Origin of the sequence: Dyella sp. (assembly GCF_036568765.1) — a bacterium.
Taxonomy (GTDB): Bacteria; Pseudomonadota; Gammaproteobacteria; order Xanthomonadales; family Rhodanobacteraceae; genus GSA-30.
The window spans coordinates 1-12,559 of the sequence record NZ_DATCRY010000217.1 but is presented as its reverse complement, the minus strand read 5'-3'; the positions used below and the strand labels follow the sequence as shown (position 1 = coordinate 12,559).

9 protein-coding genes are annotated in these 12,559 nt (G+C 59.7%); 4 read left to right on the top strand and 5 right to left on the bottom strand.

What is annotated here, in order from left to right; all coding sequences use genetic code 11:
* Window positions 1-1,368 precede the first annotated feature (1,368 nt).
* Window positions 1,369-1,680 carry a hypothetical protein gene (locus tag VIM98_RS15145; RefSeq protein WP_331993940.1) on the top strand — a complete coding sequence of 104 codons (312 nt, stop codon included), beginning with the start codon at window positions 1,369-1,371 and terminating at the stop codon, window positions 1,678-1,680.
* Window positions 1,681-2,053: 373 nt separating this feature from the next.
* Here VIM98_RS15145 and VIM98_RS15140 read toward each other — a convergent pair whose 3' ends face one another.
* Window positions 2,054-2,242, bottom strand: a complete 189-nt coding sequence (locus tag VIM98_RS15140; protein WP_331993939.1) for a DUF6229 family protein — start codon at window positions 2,240-2,242, stop codon at window positions 2,054-2,056.
* A gap of 621 nt (window positions 2,243-2,863) precedes the next feature.
* Here VIM98_RS15140 and VIM98_RS15135 point away from each other — a divergent pair.
* Entirely contained in the window at window positions 2,864-3,157 is a 294-nt protein-coding gene (locus VIM98_RS15135) for a DUF6916 family protein (RefSeq protein WP_331993938.1), read from the top strand.
* 9 nt (window positions 3,158-3,166) lie between these two features.
* On the opposite strand, the gene VIM98_RS15130 is transcribed toward VIM98_RS15135, so the two are convergent.
* From VIM98_RS15130 to VIM98_RS15115, 4 genes are all read right to left on the bottom strand, one after another.
* Window positions 3,167-3,634 carry a GNAT family N-acetyltransferase gene (locus VIM98_RS15130; protein ID WP_331993937.1) on the bottom strand — a complete coding sequence of 156 codons (468 nt, stop codon included), beginning with the start codon at window positions 3,632-3,634 and terminating at the stop codon, window positions 3,167-3,169.
* An 83-nt stretch (window positions 3,635-3,717) separates the two neighbouring features.
* Window positions 3,718-4,251, bottom strand: a complete 534-nt coding sequence (locus tag VIM98_RS15125; RefSeq protein WP_331993936.1) for a phage tail protein — start codon at window positions 4,249-4,251, stop codon at window positions 3,718-3,720.
* Between the two features lie 38 nt (window positions 4,252-4,289).
* A complete protein-coding gene (locus tag VIM98_RS15120) occupies window positions 4,290-4,817 on the bottom strand; it encodes a phage tail protein (RefSeq protein ID WP_331993935.1) in 528 nt (175 codons plus the stop codon).
* A gap of 13 nt (window positions 4,818-4,830) precedes the next feature.
* The gene (locus VIM98_RS15115) at window positions 4,831-5,325 is read right to left on the bottom strand and encodes a phage tail protein (RefSeq protein WP_331993934.1); all 495 of its coding nucleotides are present in this window, start codon (window positions 5,323-5,325) and stop codon (window positions 4,831-4,833) included.
* 167 nt (window positions 5,326-5,492) lie between these two features.
* On the opposite strand from VIM98_RS15115, the gene VIM98_RS15105 reads away from it, so the two are divergent.
* Window positions 5,493-11,216 (top strand): putative Ig domain-containing protein, encoded by a 5,724-nt coding sequence (locus tag VIM98_RS15105; RefSeq protein ID WP_414650227.1) that lies wholly within the window; start codon window positions 5,493-5,495, stop codon window positions 11,214-11,216.
* 252 nt (window positions 11,217-11,468) lie between these two features.
* The gene (locus tag VIM98_RS15100; RefSeq protein ID WP_331993933.1) at window positions 11,469-12,392 is read left to right on the top strand and encodes an IS110 family transposase; all 924 of its coding nucleotides are present in this window, start codon (window positions 11,469-11,471) and stop codon (window positions 12,390-12,392) included.
* The last annotated feature ends 167 nt before the right edge of the window (window positions 12,393-12,559 follow it).

Below are 12,559 nucleotides of genomic sequence, written 5' to 3'. Positions count from 1 at the left end.
CGAGCATCAGTGCGCTTGAGTTCGTTAGTTTGCGAGAAGCGAGTTCCGCCGCGTTGCTCATTACGTTAGCGACGTGATCTTTGGCAGAGAGGAAGCTGTGTGTTTCGGGCAGAGGTCCGCAAATTTCTAAATCTTGGATGTTCCCGTTTTGCCATCGGGGAGATGTTGGATGTCCCCGTTTGCGCCGCCAGCGGTGAGCACTACACTTTGGTGCCGGTTTGCCGGAATGGACCATAGCGCATAAACATTGAATGATGCCTAGTCCATCATGGGCGTGCGCGTGGGCTGGGTGCCTGCTCTATAGGGCTGGTCGCGAATGCCCGGGGTGAGGTTGAAGCTCCATCGGCTATCTTGCCGCGACGGTCCGGCCGCGATCGGGGTCACCCATAATTTAGCAGCAATCGGGGCTATCCAAGATTTGCTCATCGCGACATCGGATGAACTGATTGCAAAGCAATCGGGGCCACCCTGGAGCAATCGGCAAGCAATCGGGGCCACCCATGATTTACGCTTTCACCGACGTGTAGCCACGCCGGAGCCGCTGACGAAAGTTAGGCCATCGGGGCCACCCAAGATTTGCTCATCGCGACAGTGGGTGAACTGATTGCGCTTTCGTCTACACAGATGGTGGATGTCCCCGATCTCGGCGGGCAGTACGAGAGGGTAAGCGTGGATCTATGGCTGCCTGGGTGCCCTCGGTATTGAGGCGGCTTGGTCTAGCTGAGAATCAGTGGCAAGGCCAAATGCTAGGTATCGAGAGCCGGTATTACCGGGCCGTGGGAACGGTAGAATCCTTGAAAGCTAAGGCAAGGGACTTGGGGCAGTGCTGGCTTAAGGGAGCTGGAAGGGCAGGGTCACCTTCATACAGTTGATGCGGAAGGTGGGTGGTTGAGTGAAGAGGGGCGGCGAGCATCAGTGCGCTTGAACTGGTTAGTTTGTGAGAAGCGAGTTCCGCCGTGTTGCCTTGCTGACAAGAGCGGCGAGCCTGATCTTTCAGATCAAAGCTTCCAATCGTTGGTGCACACCATTCTAAAAACTCATGCCTACTCCTTTGCTTGCTTTCCGAACATCGAATTAGTTTGAAAAGTCGCTCGAAGGGTTGAACATCGCGCGCGCACTGCGCATCATCTTCTCGCTGCTGCAAACGGCAGCCGGGTGTGGAAACCCGTGTTACATACGGTGTTGAAAAGCGCCGTAACGTTTACTGTGCGTTTTTGTATGCGTTGCGGCGCCCCGCTGCCATAATCTTCTATGGCGGGCGTGTCGGGAGGGCTTCAGCCCTGCCGGTTTTCGTATGTACCCGGTTTTCCACCCCGACACGTCCGCCACCCGCAATCTCGCGGGTGGCGACTCGAGCATGGAGCCGCGATGACCGATACCGTCGAACCCCACGATGTCCCCTCTGATCTGATCGAGAACGTGTTGCGTTATGCCAAAGGCGTACGCGACAACGGGAGCTGCCACGGAAGGACGCGGTCCATTGGACTGTCTGAACTCGTTATGGTGTTGGAGTCGCGCTTGTCCAATGCGAACCGATTAGCTTGTCACGTACTTTTGCAACCGGATGAGCGGCGCAACGTGCTGCGTTCGGTTGCTGCGTTGGACCATTTGATCTGTGAGGCGTTGGAGATCTGTTGGGCGATTCGAGAGCTTGGTTCGGATGCAATAGTGGATCATTGAGGCAGGATCTACGTGGCGGGCAGCTCGACATGTTCTTGCAGCAGTAGCTAGGGTAGGGACGGTGATGATAGATAGCGTCAGCGTTCGTACGTGGGTTATTGGTCTTTCTGACGGATTGCCCTGAAGCACATCGCACGGTTCTTCTTTCTTGCGACAGCGATTGGCTTAGTGCTCGCTGCGCTCGCGGCCCGCTCACCCCAACCCTCTCCCCCGGCGAAGCCGGGGAAGAGGGAGCATACTGGGGCGAGCCTCGTCGCTCTGCATTTGTGCAGCTCTTCCCTGCTTTTTGCTGGAAGACAAGAGGAGCCTCGCATGTAAAAAGTCACGCGACATGATCTGAGGCTCCCCACTGGGCGCCACGTTTATGGGAGGATCAACAGCACAAGCAGCTGCCAAAAGTGCATGTCATGGTCGTCTTACTCGTGATGATATTCATCGCGGCATTCTTATCGGTCAGCGATTCTTCGGTGGCGAGTGTGCCGGCGACAAATAGCGGGCCGGCTGGGTTGTCGTTGTGGTTATCCGAATGGCTGAGCCAGCTCGAAACGGTTTCGTTTAGCATGAGCGTTACTCCTTCGATGGGAATCGCTAGCTGTCCTGTGTTCGCGTGGCGAGTCAGGTGGAAAGTGTCGATTTCAGAGAACCTCTAGAACCTGGTTGCTTTATGGGGGCGGCTTCAGGGAACCTCTAAAAACTGGCTCTTCTGTGGGAGCGACTTTCGTCGCGACGATCATGCCTTATCGCAAGTCCTTGTCGCGACTGAAGTCGCTCCCACAACGATAGGATCCGTTTTCGCTATGTCCAAGTCATTGACAGGTTTTTAGAGACTCCCTTCAGTCGCGACCATGCAGGGCGTGACACGACCGGTCGCGGCTGAAGCCGCTCCTACAGAGATAGGTGGTTTTTTGAGGTTTCTTTCGGTTGCACAATCGGCTCCAGAGTGGGCCTTGTCGCGGCAGATCCTTTGCCCTTGCATTGCCCGCCGCGAACTTGCGGCGGCCATAACCTATCGCTACTTCGGTGTGCGACATCCGGAATTGCTTCGCACTATTCGATGCCCGCCTGGGCATGGCGCTGCAATGCAATAATCCAAGGTGTCGCATGGCAAGCCAGCAGACTTGGCCGTTGGCGGTTGAAAGCACGGCTCACCTTAGGCATGCTCCCCGCCCACAGGGGGAAAAACATGCAGTTTCTTCGTTTAGATCAGTTTGCGGCCCATCTCAATGAGACCTTCATGGTCGATATCGAGAACGTCCGTACGCCGTTTGTGCTTGTCGAGGCCAGGCCTATCCAGCACCAGCCGATTCCCGGCCTGGTGCGCGAGCCATTCTCGTTGCTGTTCCGCCATGAGGCGGCGGTCGTGTTTCCGCAGCGGATCTACACGATGAGCATCGATGGGATGGGTGAGTTCGGGATTTTCCTGGTGCCGATCGCGCGCGATCGCGATGGATTTATCTACCAGGCGGTATTCAATTAAGCGGTCTGACTAGGGCCGCCAGCGCATTGCCAGGTGCATGGCGCCCTCATCGCCTTCCAGGACGAACCCAAGTTGCTCATAAAGCCGTCGGGCTGCCTGATTGGTGATCAATACCTGCAGGCGCAACGCGCTCAATGCTTTGTCGCGCACTTCTTGCTGCAGGCGCCGCAGTAGCGCCGAGCCGTGTCCCTGGCCGCGCATGGCCTCGTCCAGAAGGATGTCGACGATGCACAGCTCGTTGTCGGCTTCGTGCACATATAGCCGCCCCGCTGGGACGCCGGCATGCAATACGACCAGAAAATCCGCTGTCGCGAAGTGCGCGACGTAATGTCGGTGTTGCAGGTCGAACTGGCTATCGCAGAACGCTTGCTTCGCGGCATCGGGCCAGGACATCAAGGCCAGTTCGGATGCGCGCGAAGAGGCATAGAGCTGGCGCAGGTAAGATATATCGCCGGGTTCCGCATCGCGTAGCGACAACGTTGGCGCGCCACGAAGCGGAGCTTCCCACCGCAACGGCAAATGTCGCGGTGGGAAGTTTAGTGCGGGAACATTCACCGATATCAAGGACGCTGCGGGAACACGCCCTGCAGTGCAATGCAGAAGTTCATCGCAAGATAAGGTTGCTGATTCGCGTGCGGCTGGGAGCCGCCGCCTGGACCCAGAATAGTTGCGGGAAAGGTTCCGTTGCCTGTTTTAGCCTCCGTGAATGGAATAATGTTCGCCGGCACGCAAGGTGCGTAGTTCGGCTGAGGCGAACCAAAGCGCAAGGAGTCGCTACTTTGCGCAAAAACATTAGCCGTGTGAGTATGCGCGGGCATTTCATTCGAAAACAGCGTTACTGATTCCGAACCGAAGTTTTCGCCCAGCTCGTAAAGGCTCAGTCCGAGCCCCTGTCCTACGGCGCACGCGGCCTGTCCCTGCAGATTCGGCAAACTGAAGGTGGTTTTGCCGTCGCCCCCATACGTCGTGCCAAGTAGTGAGAAAAGCGCTGTATTTTGTGAAATCGGCATCAGCTGGCCATAGCACATAGCCCACTGGTAAGGCGCGAACTTAAAGCCAAAGATCTGGATTTCGCCCAAATATGGTTCACTCATGATGCATTCCCTCAAATTGTTGCCATGTAGTGGGCAAATCAGCTGTTTGGTGGAAAAACGCCGCTGGTGCAAATGCAATAGCGCAGTACCAGGGTCGGCATCCGGTTCTCGTGCGGCTGACTGCCACCGGTCGGGCCGATCATTGAAGGGCTGAGCGCTCCAGGATTCACGTTCTGAATGCTGCTGGTGTACATGGTGTTGCCGCTGAGCGAACCTAGCTCGACGGTAGCGCTGGGCGTACCCGTATCTGCAAGTGTGGTGGTGGCGTACAACGTATGCGTATGCGAAGGCATATTGCTGCTGAGTAAGGTAACGCTCTCGCTGCCTGACAACTGCCCGAGCACATAGGTGCTCATGCCAGGGACCGTGCCCTGATGAATCGGCACACGGCCGCGCATGTCAGGCAATGCGAAAGTATTTACTCCATCGCCACCATAGGTCGTACCTACCAGCGCAAATAGAGCATCGTATTCAGAGATAGGTAACAAGGCACCATTACAGTCAGCCCAGCCCACCGGAGCAAAGCTGTAAGGAAACAGTCGGATTTCGCCGAGAAAGGGATCCATGATTTGTCTCCGGTTAGGAGTGCGACGGAAAGACGCCTTGCAGCGCGATGCAGAAGTTCAAAACCAGGTACGGCTGCATATTCGAATGCGGCAGATTTCCCCCGGTTCCGGAGATAGTCGCTGGATTCAAGGGCACTTGTGTGCCACTGGAATTAGCGTAGATGGCGTTAGCGGCGGCTGTGCCGGTGTTGCCGTATAGAGCGTTGGCTGGATTGCGGGCGGTACCATTCGCAGGGTTGTAACCAACCGAATGGGTATGCTGTGGAATTTGGGTACTGTTTAGCGTTACGTTCTCGACACCGCCGAACTGCCCTAGGGTATAGCTCCCATTATTGGCAACTCCTATCGGGGTCCGCGCGCGGAAATCGGGTAGCTTGAAAGTAGAGATCCCATCGCCCCCGTACACGGTGCCGAGCAAGGCAAACAAAGCCTGATTCTGGGCCAACGACATCGTCTGCCCGTTGCAGAGCGCCCAGTTGCGGGGTGCAAAATTGAATGAGACGGGCATGACCTGCCCTAGAAAAGGTGTAACTGGCATAGATTCCCCCTGGTAGATGGGCGGCAGGTCCGCTCGCCGCTCTAATATTACTCTCGCTTAGATAATGCGACTTGACAAGCGATCTGTGCGCTGAGTCACAATGTCATAGTCCGTTTCTCGGGTTGAGTAGGTCCGAGATGGATAAAAGCTGGACTGTCGTATCGCCCGAATGTGGGGTACGGCGGGCAACAAAGGGGACGGCTCTAAGGGATGCCGTGGCAGTTCGATCGATTCAATGCAACGCGTGTCGCGCAGGCGCGCGGCTAGGTTGGTCGAGCGCAAATTTAGGGGGATTCAAGGACATGCATTACTGCCCGTCGTTATCGCGCGTCGCTGCGCGCTTTCTGGCATTTATTCGTTCGCCGCATGCCTGGGCTTTGGTTCTTGCCTTATTCTTGCTGGTGCCGGGAACTGCGCGAGCGGCCACTCCTTGCCAAGACTTTACGGTGCCTAATGGAAACACCACGCCTTCGACCAGCCCTATGGCCGCGGGTGGAATCATCGTCATTGATGTCAGTAGTTGCGACAGTTCGGGATTTGGTATCAATGGGATAGTTACCGATGCTTCGCAGGGGCATGTGACGGCCGATACCACGCATGATAAGTTGACCTACACCAACGATGGTCTCGGTAAGTCGTTGATAGACAGTTTTGTTTTTGCTGATGACAATGGCAACCCGATTACAGTAACGGTTAAAATCGCGCCAGCGTCTACGATTGTCGTTTCCCCCGCATCGCTTCCCGATCCGGTGTTTGGAGCGACATATAGCCAATCTTTGAGCGCCACCGGTGGCAATGAACCATACACGTTTACATTGGACTCGGGATCTCCGCTTCCTGGTGGGCTGTCTTTCAGCGGCAATACCATCAGTGGCACGCCCAACCAAGCTGGTACATTTGCTTTTTCTTTTACCGTAACTGATAACTCGGGTGCCAGCACACCCAAGAGCTATTCGGTTACTGTCGCTCAGCCGACGATTGTTATAGGCCAACCTTCTGCGGCAATCATCAACGCGCCGTACAGCTATGCGCTTTCTTCCACCGGGGGCACGGCGCCCTATACATACACCTTGCACGCAGGGAGTTCGATGCCGCCGGGACTCGCTTTGAATAACGGAGTCATCAGTGGCACGCCGACATCGCTAGGCACATACAGTGTCCAGGTCGAGTCAAAAGACAGTAGCGGTTCGCCGGGTCCATTTACGAGTATTACGACACTGACCATAAACGTGGTCAACCAGCCGCCCACCGCAGGCCCGGTATCGGCAACGGTCGCCTACGACAGCACCAACAACCCGATCACGCTCAATCTCAGTGGTCCGGCAGCCACATCGGTAGCGGTAGCTACGCAAGCCGCACACGGTACGGCCACGGCCAGCGGTACGTCGATTACTTATACGCCCACCACGGGCTACGCCGGTCCGGACAGCTTCACCTACACCGCATCCAATGGTGCGGGGCCCTCGTCGGCTGCGACCGTGACCATCACGGTAAGCCCACCGACGATCACCTACACGACAACGAGCCCTTTAAACCCGACAGCTGGCGTGTCGTATAACCACTCGATTGCCGGTGCCAGCGGCGGTCAGGCGCCTTATAAGTACGCGGTGACTGCCGGCACCCTGCCAGCGGGCCTGAGCTTGGCGGTCAATGGCATTGTCAGCGGCACGCCGACGGCGCAGGGTACGTTTACCGTTCAGATAAGGGCGACGGATAGCTCGACGGGTACCGGCCCATTCACTTCGTCACCGGCCAGCGTGCAGTTTGTTATCAATTCCCCGGTCATCACGCTTGCGCCGAGCAGCATTCCGGGCGGCACGGTCAACGCGCCGTACAGCCAGACAATTACGGCTTCGGGCGGTACCGCGCCGTATACCTACAATGTGAGTTCCGGCACGTTGCCGAATGGCGTCACGCTATCCTCCAGCGGTGTTTTGAGTGGCACGCCAACCCAGGCGGGTCCCTTTACGTTCACCGTGCAGGCGAACGACTCGACGACGGGGCCCAGCGCGCCCTATCACAACGACATCACCCCGCCGGCTTCTACTTACACCCTGACGATCGCCGCACCGACAATCACGCTATCGCCCAGCAGCCTGCCCAACGCGACCGTAGGTACGGCTTACAGCCAGACGGTCTCCGCCTCCGGCGGTACCGCGCCTTACACCTTCGCTGTGACGGCGGGCGCCTTGCCTCCGGGCATGGTGCTGGCTCCCGATGGCACGCTCTCCGGCACGCCGACGACCGCCGGCGACTTCAGCGTTCAGGTGCAAGCCCTCGATGCGCAGTCGTTCCCGGGTACGCAGAACTACACGGTGCATGTGGCGGCTATCGCCCCTGGCAAACCGACGGGTGTCGGTGCTGTTGCCGGACCCGAGCAGGCGACCGTGATCTTTGCCGCGCCGACGAACACCGGCGGTGCGCCGATCAGTAGCTACACGGTGACCTCCAGCCCCGGTGGCTTGACCGCTTCAGGCCCCAGCAGCCCGGTCCTGATTACCGGCCTGACTGACGGCACGTCCTATACCTTCACGGTGAAAGCACTCAATACCGCGGGCCCCGGCCCGGATTCGGATCCGTCCAACGCCGTAACGCCACAAAGCCCGCAGGCGATCAACTTCGCCAATCCGGGCACGCAGAACTTCGGTACGGCGCCGACGCTCACGGCGTCGTCCACATCGAATCTGCAGGTGACCTTCACTTCGTCCTCAACGGCCGTCTGTACGATTACCAGCGGCGGTGCGCTGACGTTTATCACGTCGGGCACCTGCATTATCAATGCAGACCAGGCAGGTAATGGAGCGTATCTGCCGGCGGCCACGGTCACCCAGCAATTCCAGGTAAGCGCCGTCGTGCCGGGCGCGCCGACCAACGTGAGTGCGATTGCGGGCGACAGGCAGGCGACCATTGCATTCACCGCGCCGGCCAATAGCGGCGGCGCGTCGATCAACAGCTATACCGCGATCTCCAACCCCGGCGGTCTTACCGGCAGTGTCAGCGGTTCGGAGAACCAGATCGTCGTTGCCAATCTGACCAATGGTACGGCCTACACGTTCACGGTGACGGCGAATAATTCCGCGGGTCCTAGCGGTACGTCCGCCGCTTCGAACAGCGTCACGCCGCAAGGCCCGCAGACGATCAACTTCGCCAACCCGGGCACGACGAACTTCGGCACATCGCCGCAGTTGAACGCCACCGCGACGTCCGGCCTGCAGGTGACCTACACCTCGAGCACGACGAATATCTGTACGGTCAGTTCGACGGGCGCTCTGACACTCAAGGCGCCGGGTACCTGCACCATCAGTGCAGATCAAGCCGGCAACGTGGCCTGGCTGGCGGCATCGACGGTGACGCAGTCGTTCACCGTCGCCGTACCGGGCGGTGCGGTGGGTTTCTCGGTCGGTTCGAACTTGCCGAATGCCACCGGTGAAACGCCCTATAGCTACACCGTCACTGCGTCGGGTGGTGCCGCGCCCTACACGTTCAGCCTGACCGGCGGCACGTTGCCTAGCGGCCTGGCCTTCTCGCCAGCAGGTGTGCTCAGCGGTACGCCATTGAGCGGCGGCACCTTCAGCTTCACCGTGCACGTTGTCGATGCAGCCACGCAGACCGCCGACCAGACGTTCCAACTGGTGGTCAACGGACCGACCATGGCGATCGCCCCTGCCACCGTGCCGGGCGGTATCGTCGGCCATGCGTACTCGCAGACGCTGTCTACGAGCGGCGGTGTCGCACCGTACACGTATGCTGTGACTGCCGGTGCGTTGCCCGCGGGTCTTACGCTGAGTTCCTCCACGGGTGCGCTGTCCGGTACGCCGACAGCGGCTGGCAGTTTCAACTTCAGCGTGACGGCGACCGACTCGCACGACTTCAAGGTCACGCAGGTCTATAACGGCGCCATCGGCGAGCCGGCGCCCATCGTGGTCAACGACACGGCGAGCGTGAACGCCAATGGTTCGGTGACCATCGCGGTTACCACTGACGACACGGGTCCGATCACCAGCCTGACGATCACCCAGCAGCCGGCGCATGGCACCGCCACCGTCAGCGGCATGAACATCGTCTACACCCCGACGCACGATTACTTCGGCAGCGATTCGCTGAAGTACACCGCGACAGGTCCTGGCGGTACGTCATCGAGTGCTGCGACGGTGGCAATCACCGTGGTGCCAGGTGCGGTGCCGGTAGCGGCCCCGCAGAGCGCGACCGTGCTGGCCGGCAAAGCGGTCACCATCCATGGCGCGGCAGGTGCGACCAATGGACCGTTCACTGCGGTTACCGTGACGAGTCCGCCGACCTCGGGCACGGCGGTAGTGCAGGGCACGGATATCGTCTACACGGCGGATCCGAATGCCTCGGGTACATTCGGCTTTGACTTCACGCTGAGCAACGCCTTCGGCGCGTCGCAGCCGGCACATGCCACGATCACGGTCAATGCGCGTCCCGTAGCGCCGAACCTGACCGCCTCGGTCATCGCCGGCACGACGGTGCAGGTGGATCTGACCACCACTGCACACGGCGGACCGTTCACCGATGCCAAGGTGGTATCGGTCTCCCCGGCCAATGCCGGTACGGCGACGGTGAAGTCGTCCAACGGTGGCTACACACTGTCGTTCACGGCGGCACCGACCTTCGGTGGCATGGCGCAGATCAGCTACACGCTGAGCAATGCCTTCGCTACGTCCGATCCGGGCACCATCTCGGTCAGCGTCACCGCGCGCAGCGATCCTTCGAAGAACGCCGAAGTGTTGGGCGTGCTCGATGCGCAGGCCGATGCGACCCGTCGCATGGCGACCGGCCAGATCAGCAACTTCCAGCGTCGCCTGGAAAGCCTGCATGGCGGCGGCAGTCTCGGCGGCTTCACCAACGGCATCACGATGTCGTCGGCGAGCAGTCTGCGCCGCCCCGATTCGCTGGCCAGCATGCAGACCGCGATGGACGACCCGAACAAGCGTTACGTGGTGTCGCCGGATGCACAACCCGCGGCCGCACTCGCAGCGCCGAGCGGTACGGGCGGCGCGCCGGGCGATATCGCCTTCTGGACCGGCGGTGCGGTGAATTTCGGCAAGATGCAGCCGGGTACCAGCGACAACGGTATCGACTTCACTACCTCGGGCGTCAGCTTCGGTGCGGACAAGCAGGTGTCCAGCAAGCTCACGCTGGGCCTGGGTGTCGGCTACGGTCATGACACCTCGGATATCGGCCAGCATGGCAGCCGCAGCTCGGTGGATAGCTACAACTTCGCCTTCTACGGCAGCTACCAGCCCACCGATAAGACGTATATCGATGCGGTGATCGGCTACCAGTGGTTGCAGTTCGATGCGCGCCGCTATGTCACCGATAACGGCAACACGGTACATGGCAGCCGCGACGGCAAGCAGTTGTTCGGTTCGTTCTCGGTGGGCTACCAGCATCAGACGGACGACATGCTGCTCACCCCGTACGGTCGACTGGACGTCGCGCGCGCTTCGCTCGATGGCTATACGGAAACGGGCGATGCGATCTTCGCGCTCGATTACCAGCGCCAGACGGTGAAGACCAGCACCGCGACGTTGGGCATCCTGGCGCAGTGGACGGCCAAGCGCGACTACGGCACTTGGGCGCCGCAGCTACGTGCCGAGTTCGGTCATGACATGCAGGGTTCCAGCCAGGCGACGATGCGCTATGCGGATCTGCTCAATGGACCGCTGTATCAAGCCACGCTGATGAACCAGTCGCGCAATCACACCATGCTCGGTGCGGGTGTGGCCTTGCAGACCTTGAAGGGTTGGCTGCTGCGCCTGGAGTACCAGAACTATCTGGACAACACGAGCAAGGACAACCAGTCGATCTTGATCGGGGTCGAGAAGAAGTTCGATTAAGGGTGTGGGACTGGGGCCGGTTGCCCCCTCACCCCAACCCTTATCTCTTGGGTATCTGGCAAGGTAGGCGTCGAGAGCCGGTGCGCACGACCGTTTCAACCCTAGGTCCTCGCACGACCGCGGGAGAGCATGGGTCTGCGCACCGGATTCTCCCTGGAGACGCCCGAACAGTTGCTGGAGCTTAACGCTCGTATCGATAAGGCCGGGCCGCTAGGGAGACTCTCGACCCCTTAAGCCTAGCGGAGTTCTGTCATGAGCGTATTCGTTGGCATCGATGTCGGAAGCGACCAGTTGGATGTGGCGTTGGCCTCGGACAAGCAGGTGCAGCGTTATGCCAATACAGAAGCCGGCTGGCAGGCTTTAGTGGCGTGGCTGGTGCCGTTGGCGCCGCAACGGGTGGTGCTGGAAGCGACCGGTCAGTACGACGCGGGCGTGTTAGCCGCGCTGCATGGGGCCGGTTTGCCGGTCACGCGGATCAATCCCCGCCAGGCGCGCGACTTTGCCAAGGCCAGCGGGCAGTTGGCCAAGACCGATGCGCTCGATGCCCAGATGCTGGCCAGTCTGGCCTCGGCGGAGGTCGCTTTGCAGCTACGGACTCACCAGCCCAAAGCGGCCTGGCAGGAAGAGATGGCCAGTTACCAGCAGCATCGAGCCCATCTGCAGCAGATGTTGCTGAGTGCGCGGCAGCGTTATGCCACGCTCAAGCCGGCGTGGTTACGCAAACAGGCACGTCTGACGATCGCTCATCTGGAGCGCCAGCTCGTGCGGGTCGATCGGGAGCTGAAGAAGCAAGTCCAGGCTCAGCCGCAGTTGGCTACGCTGCAAACCCTCAAGGGTGTGGGTGCCGTGACGGTGGCGACCCTGGCGGCTCATTTGCCCGAACTCGGTCATCTGAGCGGCAAGGCGATCGCCAAGTTAGTGGGGGTGGCGCCGTTGGCACGCGACAGCGGCTATCAACGAGGACAACGCGTTATCTGGGGTGGCCGGGCGGTCGTCCGCCAGGTGCTGTACATGGCGGCGCTGAGCGCGATTCGTTGCGAGCCGTGTCTGCGCAAGTTCTACGAGGGGCTGCGTGAGCGCGGTAAGGCTGGCAAGGTCGCCATCATTGCCACCATGCGCAAGATGCTGGTCATCCTCAACGCACGCGTGCGTGACGCCTTACTCACTCAGACATGATCAAGACAGTTGCTCTCCCCCGGCAGAGTGTATGGACCGGGGACATGGGTAACAGGTGTTCGGAGACATAGGTAACAGGTTAGTCGATGGATACGTGGTCTGTCAGGTCGATTTGGCGGATGGGTTGGTGGCAGAAGAAAACGTTAAACACCCCGTCCTGCTCAGGG

Excerpts from the sequence above, each read along its gene's own strand:
- VIM98_RS15145 (WP_331993940.1), top strand. The coding sequence starts at position 1,369 with ATGACCGATACCGTCGAACCCCACGATGTCCCCTCTGATCTGATCGAG.
- VIM98_RS15125 (WP_331993936.1), bottom strand. The coding sequence starts at position 4,251 with ATGAGTGAACCATATTTGGGCGAAATCCAGATCTTTGGCTTTAAGTTC.
- VIM98_RS15105 (WP_414650227.1), top strand. The coding sequence starts at position 5,493 with ATGGATAAAAGCTGGACTGTCGTATCGCCCGAATGTGGGGTACGGCGG.
- VIM98_RS15140 (WP_331993939.1), bottom strand. The coding sequence starts at position 2,242 with ATGCTAAACGAAACCGTTTCGAGCTGGCTCAGCCATTCGGATAACCAC.
- VIM98_RS15100 (WP_331993933.1), top strand. The coding sequence starts at position 11,469 with ATGAGCGTATTCGTTGGCATCGATGTCGGAAGCGACCAGTTGGATGTG.
- VIM98_RS15120 (WP_331993935.1), bottom strand. The coding sequence starts at position 4,817 with ATGGATCCCTTTCTCGGCGAAATCCGACTGTTTCCTTACAGCTTTGCT.
- VIM98_RS15135 (WP_331993938.1), top strand. The coding sequence starts at position 2,864 with ATGCAGTTTCTTCGTTTAGATCAGTTTGCGGCCCATCTCAATGAGACC.
- VIM98_RS15115 (WP_331993934.1), bottom strand. The coding sequence starts at position 5,325 with ATGCCCGTCTCATTCAATTTTGCACCCCGCAACTGGGCGCTCTGCAAC.